At 65.4% G+C, this 15,441-nt stretch carries 14 protein-coding genes; 4 read left to right on the top strand and 10 right to left on the bottom strand.

Going from position 1 to position 15,441, the window contains the following annotated elements; genetic code table 11:
- Positions 1 to 196 precede the first annotated feature (196 nt).
- The 3 genes from I6F21_RS21210 to I6F21_RS21200 form a co-directional block, all read right to left on the bottom strand.
- Positions 197 to 1,441: an MFS transporter gene (locus I6F21_RS21210; RefSeq protein WP_275945382.1), complete on the bottom strand. Its 1,245-nt coding sequence runs from the start codon at positions 1,439 to 1,441 to the stop codon at positions 197 to 199.
- Between the two features lie 247 nt (positions 1,442 to 1,688).
- Positions 1,689 to 3,032, bottom strand: coding sequence for a phosphoglucosamine mutase (gene glmM / locus I6F21_RS21205; RefSeq protein WP_036009507.1), 1,344 nt, complete (start codon positions 3,030 to 3,032; stop codon positions 1,689 to 1,691).
- Positions 3,033 to 3,253: 221 nt separating this feature from the next.
- Positions 3,254 to 3,421 carry a hypothetical protein gene (locus I6F21_RS21200; protein WP_167361667.1) on the bottom strand — a complete coding sequence of 56 codons (168 nt, stop codon included), beginning with the start codon at positions 3,419 to 3,421 and terminating at the stop codon, positions 3,254 to 3,256.
- A gap of 129 nt (positions 3,422 to 3,550) precedes the next feature.
- Between I6F21_RS21200 and I6F21_RS21195 the strand changes: the two genes are divergently transcribed.
- Positions 3,551 to 4,687: an alpha-hydroxy acid oxidase gene (locus tag I6F21_RS21195; protein ID WP_036009502.1), complete on the top strand. Its 1,137-nt coding sequence runs from the start codon at positions 3,551 to 3,553 to the stop codon at positions 4,685 to 4,687.
- A gap of 229 nt (positions 4,688 to 4,916) precedes the next feature.
- On the opposite strand, the gene I6F21_RS21190 is transcribed toward I6F21_RS21195, so the two are convergent.
- The 7 genes from I6F21_RS21190 to I6F21_RS21160 form a co-directional block, all read right to left on the bottom strand.
- On the bottom strand, positions 4,917 to 5,543 hold the full coding sequence (locus I6F21_RS21190) for a hypothetical protein (protein ID WP_225142219.1): 627 nt from the start codon (positions 5,541 to 5,543) through the stop codon (positions 4,917 to 4,919).
- A 64-nt stretch (positions 5,544 to 5,607) separates the two neighbouring features.
- The gene (locus tag I6F21_RS21185; RefSeq protein ID WP_225142221.1) at positions 5,608 to 6,447 is read right to left on the bottom strand and encodes a shikimate dehydrogenase; all 840 of its coding nucleotides are present in this window, start codon (positions 6,445 to 6,447) and stop codon (positions 5,608 to 5,610) included.
- A 66-nt stretch (positions 6,448 to 6,513) separates the two neighbouring features.
- Entirely contained in the window at positions 6,514 to 8,256 is a 1,743-nt protein-coding gene (locus I6F21_RS21180) for a SulP family inorganic anion transporter (RefSeq protein ID WP_225142223.1), read from the bottom strand.
- 105 nt (positions 8,257 to 8,361) lie between these two features.
- Positions 8,362 to 8,634: a helix-turn-helix transcriptional regulator gene (locus I6F21_RS21175; protein ID WP_008566993.1), complete on the bottom strand. Its 273-nt coding sequence runs from the start codon at positions 8,632 to 8,634 to the stop codon at positions 8,362 to 8,364.
- A 366-nt stretch (positions 8,635 to 9,000) separates the two neighbouring features.
- Positions 9,001 to 11,049: an elongation factor G gene (locus I6F21_RS21170; protein ID WP_225142225.1), complete on the bottom strand. Its 2,049-nt coding sequence runs from the start codon at positions 11,047 to 11,049 to the stop codon at positions 9,001 to 9,003.
- Between the two features lie 203 nt (positions 11,050 to 11,252).
- Positions 11,253 to 11,732, bottom strand: coding sequence for a DUF992 domain-containing protein (locus I6F21_RS21165; RefSeq protein WP_036009480.1), 480 nt, complete (start codon positions 11,730 to 11,732; stop codon positions 11,253 to 11,255).
- 385 nt (positions 11,733 to 12,117) lie between these two features.
- Positions 12,118 to 13,320 carry a pyridoxal phosphate-dependent aminotransferase gene (locus I6F21_RS21160; RefSeq protein ID WP_036009490.1) on the bottom strand — a complete coding sequence of 401 codons (1,203 nt, stop codon included), beginning with the start codon at positions 13,318 to 13,320 and terminating at the stop codon, positions 12,118 to 12,120.
- A gap of 593 nt (positions 13,321 to 13,913) precedes the next feature.
- Here I6F21_RS21160 and I6F21_RS21155 point away from each other — a divergent pair.
- The 3 genes from I6F21_RS21155 (at position 13,914) to I6F21_RS21145 (ending at position 15,114) form a co-directional block, all read left to right on the top strand.
- The gene (locus I6F21_RS21155) at positions 13,914 to 14,564 is read left to right on the top strand and encodes a glutathione S-transferase family protein (RefSeq protein WP_025032208.1); all 651 of its coding nucleotides are present in this window, start codon (positions 13,914 to 13,916) and stop codon (positions 14,562 to 14,564) included.
- Positions 14,565 to 14,714: 150 nt separating this feature from the next.
- On the top strand, positions 14,715 to 14,891 hold the full coding sequence (locus I6F21_RS21150) for a hypothetical protein (RefSeq protein ID WP_162832045.1): 177 nt from the start codon (positions 14,715 to 14,717) through the stop codon (positions 14,889 to 14,891).
- Between the two features lie 73 nt (positions 14,892 to 14,964).
- Positions 14,965 to 15,114 (top strand): hypothetical protein, encoded by a 150-nt coding sequence (locus tag I6F21_RS21145; protein ID WP_036009463.1) that lies wholly within the window; start codon positions 14,965 to 14,967, stop codon positions 15,112 to 15,114.
- The last annotated feature ends 327 nt before the right edge of the window (positions 15,115 to 15,441 follow it).

Genomic DNA, 15,441 nt, shown 5'->3' with positions numbered 1-15,441 from the left:
TCACGTTCTGGAAACTCACGGGGGGACGATGCCAGCAAATGTTTAAGCGCCACTTAACCCTAATTTTTAAGGTTGATTTTTTCTCACCCTACACGCGCGCGCCGTGCGAGCGTTGCAAAAATGCCGCGCCAAATGCGACATCGGCGCCGCATTCCCTAACGATGTGTGAAGCCGCAACGCGGCAAGAGAGGATGCGTTAACGCGCGTTTCGCGGCAGCTTGGGCAGGAACACCGCGAGCAGCCCGATCGCCGGCAGCCAGGCGCAGACCTGGTAGACGAACTCGATCGAGGTGTGGTCGGCGAGCTTGCCGAGCACGGCCGCGCCCAGGCCCCCGATGCCGAAGGCGACGCCGAAGAACACGCCGGAGATCATGCCGAAGCGGTGCGGCACCAGCTCCTGCGCAAACACGATGATCGACGACGTCGTCGAGGAGATGATCAGGCCGATGGCGACGCTGAGCACCGCGCTCGCAACGAGCCCGGCATAGGGCAGCGCCAGCGTGAACGGCAGCGCGCCGAGGATCGAGATCCAGATCACGATCTTGCGGCCGAAGCGGTCGCCCAGCGGACCGCCGAGAAACGCACCCACGGCGTTCGCCGCGAGAAAGACGAAGAGATAGATCTGGGCTGCCTGCGTCGAGACGCCGAAACGGTCGATCAGGTAGAAGATGTAATAGCTCGACAGGCTCGAGACGTAGAGCTGCTTGGAGAACAACAGCACGACGAGCACTGCGAGCGCTACCGCGACACGGCGCGAGCTCGGCGCACCGGGCTGGGTGTGGACGGGCGCCGCTTTCTTCGTCGCGATCTGCGGCGCGTACCAGCGCCCGATGCGCCAGAGAATCAGGATGGCGAGAAACGCGATCGAGGAGAACCAGGCGATGCTGCCCTGCCCGAACGGCACCACGATCAACGCGGCGAGCACCGGCCCCATCGAGGTGCCGAAGCTGCCGCCGAGCTGGAACACCGATTGCGCAAAGCCGTAGCGTCCGCCCGAGGCGAGCCGCGCGATGCGCGCCGATTCCGGGTGAAACACCGCCGAGCCGAGGCCGACCAGCGCGGCGGCGACGAGGATGACGAGATATTGGTGCGCGACGCTAAGCAGCAGCAGGCCGAAGAAGGTCGAGGCCATGCCGACCGCGAGCGAATAGGGCTGCGCCTTCTTGTCGGTGTAGTGCCCGACCACCGGCTGCAGCAGCGAGGCCGTGAACTGGAATGCCAGCGTGATCATGCCGATCTGCGCGAAGTCGAGCGCGTAGGCGTCCTTCAGGATCGGGTACACCGAGGCGATCAGCGACTGCATGGTGTCGTTGAGGAAGTGCGAGACGCTGATGCCGGCGAGCACGATATAGGCCGGCCCCTTGGCGGCGGCCGGCGCCAATTCGGCGACGACGACGGGCTCGGTCAGCGTTTCCTCTGAGACGACGACAGGCTTGTTCAAGGCGGCAATCCGGCGCGGCAGATTGCCGCGAGGTGCTGATTACGACGCAAGCGACGGTGGGACCAGCGTCAATCGCAAATGGCTGGGATGCGCCTCTTACCCTCTCCCCTTGTGGGAGAGGGTGGCTCGCCGCATTAGCGGCGAGACGGGTGAGGGGTTTCTATCCTCACGAGCTGTGTTGCGAGCGGATAGAACCCCTCATCCGGCGCTTCGCGCCACCTTCTCCCGCAAGGGGAGAAGGAAGGACTCAAGCCGCGGCCTGCCCCAATGCCGAAACAATGGTGTCGACGACGTCCTCGACGAGGTGACGGTCCTCGCCTTCGCCCATGACGCGGATCACGGGCTCGGTGCCGGAGGAGCGGATCAAGAGGCGGCCGTGGCCGTTGAGGCGCTTCTCGCCGTCGGAGATCGCCGACTTGACGTCGGAATCATCGAGCGGCTTGCCGCCCTTGTGGCGGACGTTCTTGAGGATCTGCGGCAGCGGATCGAAGCGGTGGCAGACCTCGGACACCGGGCGGCGCAGCTTCTGCACCACGGCGAGCACCTGCAATGCGGCGACAAAACCGTCGCCGGTCGTGGCGTAGTCGGACAGGATGATGTGGCCGGACTGCTCGCCGCCGAGATTGTAGCCGCCGTTCAGCATCTGCTCGAGCACGTAGCGGTCGCCGACCGGCGTGCGCACGAGCTCGAGGCCCTGCCCTTGCAGGAAGCGCTCCAGCCCGAGATTGGACATCACGGTGGCGACGATGCCGGGACGCGAAAGGCGTCCGTCCTCCTTCCAGCTCTGCGCGATCACCGCGAGCAGCTGGTCGCCGTCGACGACATGGCCGCGCTCGTCGACCAGGATGACGCGATCGGCGTCGCCGTCCAGCGCAATGCCGATGTCGGCGCGCATCTCGCGCACCTTCTTCGACAGCGCCTCCGGCGAGGTCGAGCCGCAATCCTTGTTGATGTTGAAGCCGTCGGGCTCGACGCCGATCGGCACCACGTCGGCGCCCAATTCCCACAGCGCCTCGGGCACCACCTTGTAGGCGGCGCCGTTGGCGCAATCGATCACGACGCGCAGGCCCTCGAGCGAAAGGTCGCGCGGCAGCGTGCGCTTGGCGAATTCGATGTAGCGGTCATGCACGCCGTCGATGCGGCGGGCGCGGCCGAGGCTCGCGCTCTGGGCGAGCCGCTTGTCGAGGGATTCGTCGAGCAGCTGCTCGATCTGCCGCTCGACATCGTCGGAGAGCTTGAAGCCCTGCGGGCCGAACAGCTTGATGCCGTTGTCCTCGAACAGATTGTGCGAGGCCGAGATCATCACGCCGAGATCGGCGCGCATCGACTTGGTCAGCATCGCGACCGCCGGCGTCGGCATCGGGCCGACCAGCAGCACGTCCATACCGACCGAGGTGAAGCCTGCGACCATGGCGTATTCGATCATGTAGCCGGACAAACGGGTGTCCTTGCCGATCACGACGCGGTGGCGGTGGTCGCCGCGCTGAAACGCAAGGCCCGCGGCCTGGCCGACCTTGAGCGCGAGCTCCGGCGTGATCAGTCCGTTGGCGCGGCCCCTAATCCCGTCCGTCCCGAAATATTTGCGGCTCATATCGTCCCCCAAGCAACAACCAGGGACTCCCCTCTACAACCACGGGCTGCCCCAACGGGACCCGCATCCCTGATTTGCCGAGGTCTTATAAAGCTATCGCGGCTAACTTGGCTTCAAAAAATATGATGAATCATTACGGAACCGGCGCCGCGACCGCCCCCGATAACACATTGTTACCATTGCAATTCCGGCGTGACCAGCGAAAAGGGGTGGAACTCGCCTTAATCCGAGCGCTTCACATGGCCGTCCGCGCGGCTCGGCGCCGGCTGGGTGACATTGACGGGATCGGAGCCCGGGAAGGTCTCCTCAAGTCCCTCTTCCAGCGCCTCCTCGAGATCATGCTTCTCCTTGATCTCTTCCGGCGAAGGTCCTGCGTGCGGCTTCGTCATGGCGCTCTCCTTGGCACTCTCCTTCCAAAACGTTCTGCAAACGATTTGGCTGTGCATCCAACCATGCTAGATGACCCCGAAATCTTCCGATGCAAGACTGTTTGATACGTGACGGGCCGGGGAAACGACATGAAGCATATTACCTGTATCGACGATCTTCGCACGCTGCATCGGCGCCGCGTGCCGAAGGCATTCTTCGACTATTGCGACCGCGGCTCCTACGCCGAGGAGACGCTGCGCGCCAACCGCGAGGACATGCAGGCGATCAAGTTCCGCCAGCGCATCCTGGTCGACGTCTCCAAGCGCGACACCTCGACCACGATCCTCGGCGAGCCGTCGACGATGCCGCTGATCCTCGCGCCGGTCGGCCTGCTCGGCATGCAGCACGGCGACGGCGAGATCCACGCCTGCCGCGCCGCGCAGGCCGCCGGCATCCCGTTCACGCAATCGACCATGTCGATCTGCTCGATCGAGGACATCGCCGCCAGTGTCGAGAAGCCGTTCTGGTTCCAGCTCTACGTCATGAAGGACCGCGGCTTCATCAAGGAATTGATCCAGCGCGCGATGGCCGCCAAGTGCAGCGCGCTGGTGCTCACGGTCGACCTGCAGGTGATCGGCCAGCGCCACGCCGACATCAAGAACGGCATGACGGTGCCACCGGAATGGTCGCTGTCGAAGCTGCTGGACTTCGCCAGCAAGCCCGCCTGGGTCTCCGGCGTGCTGCAGGGCAAGCGCCGCACCTTCGGCAATATCGCCGGCCACGTGAAGAACACTGAAGATCTCAACCGCCTCGCCGAATGGACGGCCTCGCAGTTCGACACCTCCTTGAACTGGAAGGACGTCGAGTGGGTCCGCAGCATCTGGCCGGGCAAGCTGATCATCAAGGGCATCCTCGACGTCGAGGACGCCGAGGAAGCCGCCAAGACCGGCGCGCAGGCGCTGGTGGTCTCCAACCACGGCGGCCGCCAGCTCGACGGCGCGCCGTCCTCGATCGAGGTCCTGCCCGAGATCGCGGACGCGGTGGGCGACAGGATGGAGATCATGTTCGACGGCGGCATCCGCTCCGGCCAGGACGTGATGCGCGCGCTGGCGCTCGGCGCAAAGTCGTGCATGATCGGCCGCGCCTATGCCTATGGCCTCGGTGCCGGCGGCCAGGCCGGCGTCGCCAAGGCGATCGACATCATCCAGAAGGAGCTGCTCACCACGATGGGCCTGTGCGGCGTCAACCGGGTGGACGAGATCGACGATCACGTGATTGCGGTGTGAGTGCGTCTGCCGGGATGCCGCAGCAATAATCACTGTCGTCCCGGACAAGCGCGCCCAAAGCGCGCGCCGATCCGGGACCCATAGCCACAGAAGGGTGTGGCTATGGGGGCTCGGAGTGGCCTGCTTCGCGCAACAACTTTTCCCTGTGGTTATGGGTCCCGGACCTGCGCTGACGCTTGTCCGGGACGACGGCGGCATTTCAGGCGTCAGGTGCGCGTCTCACAGCCCCTCACATCGGCGGCGTCAGGCCGTCGCGGCCGACGCTGACGCGGTTGGTCTCGAACGAGCCGTCGGGCAATTGCTTCATGAAGGCGATGACCTTGGCGCCGGGCTTCAGCTCGGATTTGTCGCCGGGCACGAAGGTCACGACCGGCGTGTCGTCGGCGACGAACACCTTCTTCTCGCCGTCCTTGTACTTGACCAGCAGCGTGTGACCGTCATTGCCGACGACGCTCTCCGCGACGGTCGCATTGGTCATGCTGGAGTTGGGCTTGAGGTCCCAAGGTCGCGAGCCTTCGCCGGTGCCGCGCATGCTTTCCGGAAACACGTGCACCTCGAGGGCGTTCTGGCTGCCATCCGGTCCCGGCACGGTGGTGGCGCCGATGAACGAGCCCGGCTTGATGTCGGCGAGCGAGATCTTGGTAACGCCCGACACGTTCACGTCGGAGGCGAGGCGAAGCTTGAGCTCTTCACCGCTGCGCGACTTGACCTGCATGGTGTCGCCATTGACGCTTTCGATGGTGCCGCGCACGCGCGTCGGCACCGGCGCTCTCTGGGCGAAGGCGCAGTAGGTCGAGACGACCACCATCGCGACGGCGATCAGGGGGCGTGTGAAAGTTGCACGTTGAACAGGCATGGCGGTCTCCGATTGTCCCACGACGTAGAACTCCAGAGATGGTGTGCTATTCGCCGCGCCCCTCTCAAGTCTTCGTGAGATCGGCTTCGACCAATGCGCGCAGCTCGGCGGTGACCTCGGGCCGCCGCCCGAACCACAGCTCGAAGCCGCGCACCGCCTGATGCAGCAGCATGCCGAGCCCATCGGCGGTCTTCAGGCCGCGCGCCGTCGCTGCGGCGAGCAGCGGCGTCACCAGGGGAACGTAGACGAGGTCGGCGACGACCGCGTCTTGCGGCAGACGCGCGAGGTCGACGTCGAGTGACGGCTGGCCATGCATGCCGAGCGAGGTCGTGTTCACGAGAAGCTTTGCGCGCGGCAGCACGTCGCCGATCGCGTCCCACGGCAGCGGATGCACGTTCGATCCGAACTGTTGTGCCAGCGTCTCGGCCCGCGCCATGGAGCGATTGGCGACATGCACGCAGCTGATGCCGCGTTCCAGGAGGCCGAACACGACCGCGCGCGAGGAGCCGCCGGCGCCCAGCACCAGCGCAGCCTCGGCCATGTCCCAGCCGGGCGCGCTGGCGTCGAGATTGTTGATGAAGCCTTCGACATCGGTGTTGGTTGAGCGCAGCTCGCCGTTGGCGAACCACAGCGTGTTCGCGGCGCCGACGGCCCTGGCGCGCGCGTCGGGCGTCGACAGCGCCAGCACGGCTTCCTTATGCGGGATGGTGACGTTGGCACCGACGAAGCCGCGCAGCGACAGCCGCAGCACGAAATCGCGCAAATCCTCGGGCGGCACCGCCTCGATGACATAGCCGCCCTCGATGCCGAGCGTGCGCAGCCAGTGATGGTGGATCAGCGGCGAGCGCGAATGCGCGGCCGGCCATCCGATCAGACAGGCTGCAGGGGGCTTGGGCGCGGTCATCTTTCCCTCGGGTCGTTTCCGAGGCGATCCATTTCGCGTCGCGCCCGCTCTGTCAAGCGCGCGCGGTCAGCTCGCAGCGGTCTCGTCGGCGGCCCGGCCCTTGATGTCGGCGATGGCGCGCTCGAGGCTCGTGCGGTAACGCGCGCGCGGCGGCGTGACGCCATGGGTGAGCAGCGCGCGGCGGACCGCGGGCGAGGCCCCGGTGATGAACAGCCTGATGCCCTGGCGGTGCGCCTTGGCGGCGACGCGGCCGATCACGTTGGCCGCGGTCGAATCCAGGAACGGCACCGCGGCGAAATCGACCACGAAGGCCTTGCGCCGGTCGGCAATGCCGTCGAGCACGCCGCCGATCGCCGAGGCCGCGCCGAAGAAGAACGCGCCGGTGATGCGATAGACCAGCACGTCGCGGTCGACCGCAAGCGCGGGATCGTAACGCACACGGTCGCCGTTGCCGTCGTCGGGGCGATCATCCGCAACCAGCGGCGAGCGCTCCTCGATGCCGGTCATCTCCGCCATGCGATGGATGAACAGCACCGCGCCGAGCGCGAAGCCGACCAGGATGCCCTCGGTGAGATCGCGAAAGATCGTGAGCAGGAAGGTCGCGAGCAGCACCACGGCATCGCCCCATGACGAGCGCAGCAGAGTTGCGAATTCATGCTTCTCCGCCATGGTCCAGGCCACCACCACCAGCACCGCGGCGAGCGCAGCCAGAGGGATGTAGCTCGCGAGCGGGGCCGCGACCAGCATGAACAGCAGCAGGAACACCGAATGCAGCATGCCCGCGAGCGGCCCGCGCGCGCCGGCGCGGATGTTGGTCGCGGTGCGCGCGATCAGCCCGGTGACGCAGATGCCGCCGAACAGCGCCGAGCCGATATTGGCCGCACCTTGCGCCACCAGCTCGCAATTGGAGCGATGACGGCGGCCGGTCATGCCGTCGGCCACCACCGCCGACAGCAGCGATTCGATCGCCGCCAGCAACGCAAAGGCGATCGCATCCGGCAGCACCGCCCTTGCCTTCTCCAGCGAGAATGCGGGCAGCGCCGGCGAGGGCAATTCGCGCGGGATGCCGCCGAAGCGCGAGCCGATGGTCTCGACCGGCAACGACAGCACCGCGCTGGCGACGGCTGCAAACACGACCGCGATCAGGATCCCGGGCCAGGACGGCCGCCAGCGGCGCAAGGCGGCGATAATGCCGATGCTGACCAGGGCGACCGCGACGGCGGACGGATTGATCGTGTTGAGGCCGCCGGCGAGCGCGACGAGCTTGGGCACGAACTCGCTGGGCTCCTTGCCCACGAGCGTGATGCCGGAGAGATCGCGGAGCTGGCTGGCAAAGATGATGACGGCGATGCCGGCGGTGAAGCCGACGGTGACAGGATAGGGAATGAACTTGATGTAGGTGCCGACGCGCAGCAGGCCCGCGGCGATCAGGAGCAGGCCGGCCATCATGGTGGCGAGAATGACGCCATCGACGCCGTGCCGCTCCGCGGTCGCCGCGACCAGAACGATGAAGGCACCGGCAGGGCCGCCGATCTGGAACCGGCTGCCGCCGAGCAAGGAGGCGATGAAGCCGCCGGCGACGGCGGTGTAGAGGCCGCGGTCCGGCGTCACGCCCGAGGCAATCGCGATCGCCATCGACAGCGGCAGCGCGACGATCGCGACCGTGAGGCCGGCGAAGACGTCGGCGCGGAAATCCGCAAGGCCGTAGCCTTCGCGAAAGACGGTGACGAGCTTCGGCAGATACAGTTCGGCAAAGGTCGGCTGACGCAGCTGGTGCAGCCGGCCTGCCTGATCGCTCGTGATGCTCATGTCAGCAAAGTGCTCCGCTGGCCCCACAATGCTCCGAAGCATCGTGCGTCCTAAGGTGCGACGATGCGCTAGCCCATCTTGATCCCGGGCACGATCAACGCGCGATCATGCTCCGACACGGCGCGGCGGCCCCGGCTCCTTCAAGCGAACGCCACGTCCGCCGCTGTCGCTGCGGGCCTGCTCGCCGATCAACTCGACGCCGGCCCGGTCGAACGCCTCGACCACCTTGATCAAGGTCTCGACCACGCCACGAACATTGCCGGTGGAGGCCTCCATCCGCTGGATGGTCGGCAGCGACACGCCGGCGAGCTCGGCCAGGGTTTTCTGGTCGATGCCGAGCAACGCGCGGGCTGCCCGCATCTGGAACGAGGTGATCACCTTGGCCTCACTTACGAGCAGTTATAAGTGATATCTGGAACATATACAATGATGTAAAATAGATCATACGGTGGCGAAAGCAAGGGAGGCGTCGTCCATAGCCTCCGTCATTGCGAGCGTAGCGAAGCAAATCCAGAATCTTTCCGCAGAGGGATTTCTGGATTGCTTCGCTGCGCTCGCAATGACGGAGTGTGGTGCGGTGGCATACGAGAATCTCGTGTCCCGGACGCGCTGCAACGCTCTTGGCGTTGCTGCGCAGAGCCGGGACCCAGAAATTCCGAGCACGCTGATACGTGGGCCCCGGCTCTGCAGCGCACCGCTGAAGGAGCGCTGCGCTGCGTCCGGGGCACGAGATCGCCTACCCGATCACGCCGCGTGCTGATGTGCGGCGATGATCTGGTCGGCGGCGCGGCCGGTGACTTCGGCCATGTGGTCGAACTGGCGCGTGAAGCTGCCGGCGCCGGCGGTGGCCGAGCGCAGCTCCACGATCAGCTCACCGATCTCCGCTTCCGGCATCATGGCACGGACACAGTCCCAGCCGGTCCAGCCCTCGCGGGTGTCGAAGCCGAGAATCTGGCCGCGCCGCGCCGACAGGATCGCGTTGATCTTGGCAGTGGCGTCGGTCGGGCAGACGATCTCGACCATGTGGATCGGCTCCAGCAGCACCGGCTGGCATTGCGGCAGGCCTTCGTTGAGCCCGACCCGCGCGGCCGTGCGGAAGGCGAGATCGGAGCTATCGACGCTGTGATAGGAGCCGTCGGTCAGCGTCACCTGCACGTCGGTGACGGGGAAGCCGAGCGGACCGCGCGCCAATCCATCGACGACGCCCTCCTCCACCGCCGGGATGTAGTTGCGCGGCACCGCGCCGCCCACCACCTTCTCGGCGAACTTGAAGCCGTCGCCGCGCGGCAGCGGCGTGATGTCGAGCACGACATCGCCGAACTGGCCGTGGCCGCCGGACTGCTTCTTGTGACGGCCGCGCTGGGTGATCGGCTTGCGGATGGTCTCCTGATAGCCGATCGCAGGCGGATGCGAGGTGATCTTGACGCCGAAGCGGTCGCGCAAGCGCTCGCTGGCGACGCGCAGATGCATCTCGCCCTGGCCCCACAGCACAGTGTCGTGAGTCTTGGCGTTCTGCACGATCATGAGCGAGGGATCCTCCTCATGCAGGCGCGTCAGCGCCTGGCCGAGCTTGACGTCGTCCTTGCGGTCGGTGGCCGCGACCGAGATCGCGAGCACCGGCGGCGTCGGCTCGATCGTGATCAATGCCGCGGGCGCCGTCTTGCCGCTCGAAACCGTGTCACCGGTCTTGACCGGATCAAGCTTGGCGAGGGCCACGGTCTCGCCGGCTTCGGCCGAGGCGCGCTTGGTGTCGTAGGCGCCGTTGACGGCGAGGATGCCGGAGATGCGCCCGGCACCGCCGGATGAGGATTGCAGCGTGGCGCCGTCGTCGAGATGGCCGGCGAGCAGCCGCGTCAGCGACAACTTTCCGCCGTGCTGCGAATGCAGCGTCTTGAAGACATAGCCGAGCGCGTCCCTGGTCTCGGGTACGCCAAGACGTTTTGCGGTCTCCGCAACGCCGGGCGCCTCGTGACGCAACGCCTTCATCAGGCGCAACACGCCGTTTTCGCGCACGGCGGCGCCCAGCAGCACCGGGCAAATCAGCCCTTCCCGCAGTTCGCGGGCGAGATCGTCGAAGACGGCATCGCGCGGCGGCTGGATGTCCTCGAGCAGCTGCTCCATCAGCGCATCGTCGTGATCGGCGAGCTTCTCCAGCATCGAGAAGCGGGCTTCCTTCTCGCGATCGAGATTGCCGCCTTCGAGCGCGATCACCTCGGAGGCCTTGTGCTCGCGATAGATGAAGGCGCGCTCCAGTGCGAGATCGACGAAGCCCTCGATCAGCTCGCCCTTCCAGATCGGGATCTGGCGCAACACCAGCGGCACGCGCGAGGCGGGCTGCAGCATCGCCAGCGTCTCACGGATGCGCTGGCTGGCGCGGTCGATCTTGTTGAGGAATAGGAAACGCGGAATCTTCAGCTCTTCCAGCTCGCGCAGGATGATCTGAAGCTGCGGCAGCTTCTTCTCGTCGGCCTCGCAGACCACGATTGCGGCGTCGACCGCCGGCAACGCGGCGCGCATGTCGTGGGCAAACTCGACGGAACCGGGACAATCGAGGAAGGTGTAGCTGTCGCCCATGAAACTCGTGGTGGCGGCAGTGAGGCCGACGGTCATTTTGTGATGACGGGCCTCGGGCGTGGCGTCGCCGACGGACGTTCCGGCATCGACGCTGCCGGCGCGCGGGATTACACCCGTTCGCGCCAATATTGCTTCCAGAAGTGTGGTTTTACCGCTTTGGAAAGGGCCCACCAGCGCGATGCACCGTGGACCTCGGGGACTTCTGACGTCTTGTCCCATTTCGCCGCCTCCTTGGTGTGGAGCTCGGCCCGTGATTGGGTCGGCAAACGCCGATGCTCTGCCCCTCCCCGAGATTTGGCAAGCATCAAACGTCGCTGCGGTGCGTCGTCAGTTGGATCAAGTCTTATAATTCCACGGACTGCAGGCTCGGTGTTCCACCCCTCCCGAAGGGAGAGGTAAGGAGAGAGCTTCGCCCGTATATCTCAACGGCCCGGACGGAGTTCCAGGCTCTCGAGGCCGGCGGCGATGTTGAGGCCGACCTGGCCCTGCACGCTCAGCGGCTGCAGCGCGATCGAATTGTTGGAGCCGCCGACCAGCACGTTGCCCCCCAAGCCCACACCGACCGAGGCGCTGCCCTGCGCGCCGACGTAATTGCCGGAGAGGTCGCCGGGGCCGAGCCGGTCGACCGGCGCGAACACACCCCAGGCCAAAGCCGTCTCCTGGGTGATGCCGATGTCGAGGCCCACTTTACGGATGGTCGCGACGTAGCGGTCGTCGGGCAAGCCGTCGGCGCGCAGCACGCAGCCGAGATGAGTCACCGACCCCACGATGAAGCCGACGCTGGCGCCGCCGCGGCATTCGAGCACGCCGACCCGCGCCATCCGCTGCTGCGCGCCGGTGTTCACGACGGACGCGATGAGGCTGGCAGCGGTGAGTCCGGCGAAGAGGAACGAACGGCGCATGAAAGTCTCCGGCGAAAAATGTGATGCGAGCAGAGAGAGCGCCCCACCCGTGTTGCGGGTCTATGCCACAAGAGCCGCGGCCGTGCCAGCTCGCGCGCGTTTAGAATCGAACTTGCGGAGAGACCCCTCACCCCACCCTCTCCCCGTAAGAACGGGGCGAGGGAGTGAGAGAGCCGTGCGTCCCTCACAATGCAACGTCGCCGGCCTTGCTTAACCTCTCCCCGCTCTTCCGCGGGGAGAGGTCGGATCACATCGCAGATGTGATCCGGGTTAGGGGCCGGGCACAACGCCGACCAGAAACAAAAAGTCCATCCGACTCCTCTTATCGAAAAACAACAAAAAAGGCCCGCCGAAGCGGGCCTTTCCGATTCTTGTCGCGACCGTCTTACCGCAGATTGCCGCAGAAGCGCTGGATGCGCTTGCAGGCGTCTTCGAGGTCCGAGGTCTTGGTCGCGTAGGATATGCGGAACGCCGGTCCAAGGCCGAAGGCCGACCCCTGCACCACGGCGACCCCTTCGGTCTCCAGGAGCTCGGTGACGAAGTCCTCGTCATTGGCGATCACCTTGCCCGACGGCGCGGTCTTGCCGATCGTGCCGGCGCACGACGGATAGACGTAGAACGCGCCTTCGGGACGCGGGCACTCGATTCCCTTGGCCTGATTGAGCATGGAGACGACGAGGTCGCGCCGCTCCTTGAACACCTTGTTGTTGGCGGGGATGAAGTCCTGCGGACCGTTCAGCGCCTCGACCGCGGCCCACTGTGCGATCGACGACGGGTTCGAGGTCGACTGCGACTGGATCGTCGACATCGCCTTGATGAGCTGCGCGGGACCGCCGGCGTAGCCGATGCGCCAGCCGGTCATGCAATAGGCCTTCGAGACGCCGTTCACGGTGAGCGTGCGGTCGTAGAGTTTCGGCTCGACCTGCGCGACCGTGGTGAACTGGAAGTCGTCATAGACGAGATGCTCGTACATGTCGTCGGTCATCACCCAGACGTGGGGATGCTTCACCAGCACGTCGGTGAGCGCTTTCAGTTCCGAACGCGTGTAGGCAGCTCCGGTCGGGTTCGACGGCGAGCACAGGATGACCCATTTGGTCTTCGGCGTGATCGCGCGCTCGAGCGCCTCGGCCTGGAGCTTGAAGCCGGTCGCGGCGGTACAGACCACCGGCACCGGCTCACCGCCCGCGAGCGCGACCATCTCGGGATAGCTGACCCAATAGGGCGCGGGAATGATCACCTCGTCGCCCGGATTGATGGTCGCCATCAACGCGTTGTAGAGCACCTGCTTGCCGCCGGTGCCGACGATGATCTGGTTCGGCTTGTAGGCGACGCCGTTCTCGCGCTGAAATTTCGCGATGATGGCTTCCTTCAGCTCGGGAATGCCGTCGACCGCGGTGTACTTGGTCTTGCCGGCCTCGATGGCGCGGATCGCCGCCAGCTTGATGTTGGCGGGCGTGTCGAAGTCGGGCTCGCCGGCACCGAGGCCGATGACGTTGCGGCCCGCCGCTTTCAGCGCGCGTGCTTTATCCGTGACCGCGATGGTCGCGGACGGCTTCACACGGTCGAGCGCAGCGGCAAGGAAGGACATCATCATCTCCTGGCGAGCGTCGTGAAGCCCTTCGCCTCACGACTCTGATTGTGGGAATGAGCCACCCTAAAACGTGTGCCGCTGGGCCGCAAGAAACTTCGGCCCGATCCCGGAAAAGTTTACGATTTGGAGCGCTGCGAGGCGCGGTTTCCCGCAATATTCCGTAACTTTTGCCTCCGGAATTGCTCATATCCGACAAGGCCTGTCCTCGGAGCAATTCTGGATGGTGCACGTCTCCAGGAAACCGCTCGTCGTCATGCCCGGGCTTGTCCCGGGCATCCACGTTCTTCGTGCGCCAAGTGAGACGTGGATGGCCGGGTCAAGCCCGGCCATGACGATGCGGAAACACTGGCGTCCTAATCTCGATCGTCTATGCGGTAGCCTACGTAGAGCGATGTGTCCGCAGATTGACGTACATGTGAACTGAACTGCATCGTCGCGAAAATGATCTTCCCCTCCATTGCAGTGCGGTAGGGTTTTCGAGTTTTTCTATCGGCCGGCACTTGCGGCGGATTCGCATCGGCATCATTGTTTAACCGCCTCGCGGGGCAACGGGCGCCGCGTCTTCTCGTCCTCGGATTTCGAACGCCAGAATGTACAAGCTCTATTCGATGCAACGCTCGGGCAACAGCTACAAGGTCCGCCTTGCGCTGGCGCTGCTCAACCTGCCTTACGAAGCAGTGGAGGTGGACATTCTGCGCGGCGAGAGCCGCACGCCGGATTTCCTGTCCAAGAACCCGTCGGGGCAGGTGCCGCTGCTCGAGGTCGGCGAGGACCGCTATCTCGCCGAGTCCAACGCCATCCTCTGGTACGTTGCCGTCGGCACGCCGCTCGCGCCGGAAAACCGCATCGACCGCGCCGAGGCGCTGCAATGGATGTTCTTCGAGCAGCACGCGCTCGAGCCGAACATCGGCGCGGCCTATTTCTGGCTGTCGCTGGTCAAGGGCGGCCGCGACCTGCAGACCCATTCGCTGGAGGACTGGATGGAGCGCGGCTATGGCGCGCTCCAGGTGATGGAGAATCACCTCAAGACCAATTCCTATTTCGCCGCGCGCCAGCTCACGGTCGCCGACATCGCGCTGTACGGCTACACCCACCTCGCCGACCGCTGCGACTTCGACCTCCAGGCCTTCCCGGCGATCCGGGACTGGCTCAAACGCGTCGAAGCCGCGCCCGGCTTCGTGACCATGGACTGGCGCCCGGCCGACATCGACGACCCCGCCAGCATCGCCGCGAGCGCCTGAGGCGCGTCCGCGGCGAATAGCGGGCATAAGGGCCGCCTTTGCCGCAATCCCGCCACTTTCGGCGCGGTCGCCGCCGCAATGTTGCCGGTTGAAACTGGGAAATTCTGGAAAGTCGCGGGTGATTCGCTCGCGTGTTGAAGGATTTAGACCATGATGCGGGCGTCCGGCACAGCGGGGTTTCAGAGCCCATCCGCTACCGTCGCGTCTTCCCGGCTCACCCATGCGGTCGCGGCTTCGCTCGCCGTCGCCGCGCTTTCGCTGTGCCTGATCGTCACCCTGACGGTGTTGTCGACCAAGGCGACCATGGCGATGGGCCTGCCGGTCTGATTCCCGTTTCATCCTGGACCAGCCTTCAGGGCGCCGTGCGGCCCGCGCCGACCGGCATCGCGACAGGACGTCGATGAAATCACCTGTGGTAGTCGTTGCAATCACCCTGACTGCGGCCATCCTGGTCGCGGCCTCGCTGCTGATCATCGTCGGCACGCGCAAGGGCACGGGCACGTCGACGCTGCATGCGCCGACGCTGCAGCAGCGCGCGCACATGGTCTAAAGCGCGATGCGATTAGGATGAATCGTCATCGCGCTTTAGGTTATTGTTTGAGCATCTTTTCGGAAAACCGCTTCACACTTTTCCGGATCATGCTTTAAAATCATCCGAAAGCCTTACGCTTGCACGCAAGCGCGCCTTAAGCACGCCGCACGAAATCGCATCGCAGTCACGCAACAATCAGCCAGTGTTGCGGCCTTACCTCTTTCGGGAGGAGCGAGACAGGTCCATGCGGTTCGGATGGCGTGCGATCTCCGGTCCGGCGCTGACGGCAGCGACCCTGCTGCTGGCGATGCAGCTCGATCGCTTTGTCCCCGCCCCCTCGCCCGC

The sequence above is a fragment of the Bradyrhizobium sp. NBAIM03 genome (genome assembly GCF_020194055.1).
Classification (GTDB): domain Bacteria; phylum Pseudomonadota; class Alphaproteobacteria; order Rhizobiales; family Xanthobacteraceae; genus Bradyrhizobium; species Bradyrhizobium yuanmingense.
The sequence above is the reverse complement of the archived record's forward strand: the minus strand, read 5'-3'. Positions and strand labels throughout refer to the sequence as shown.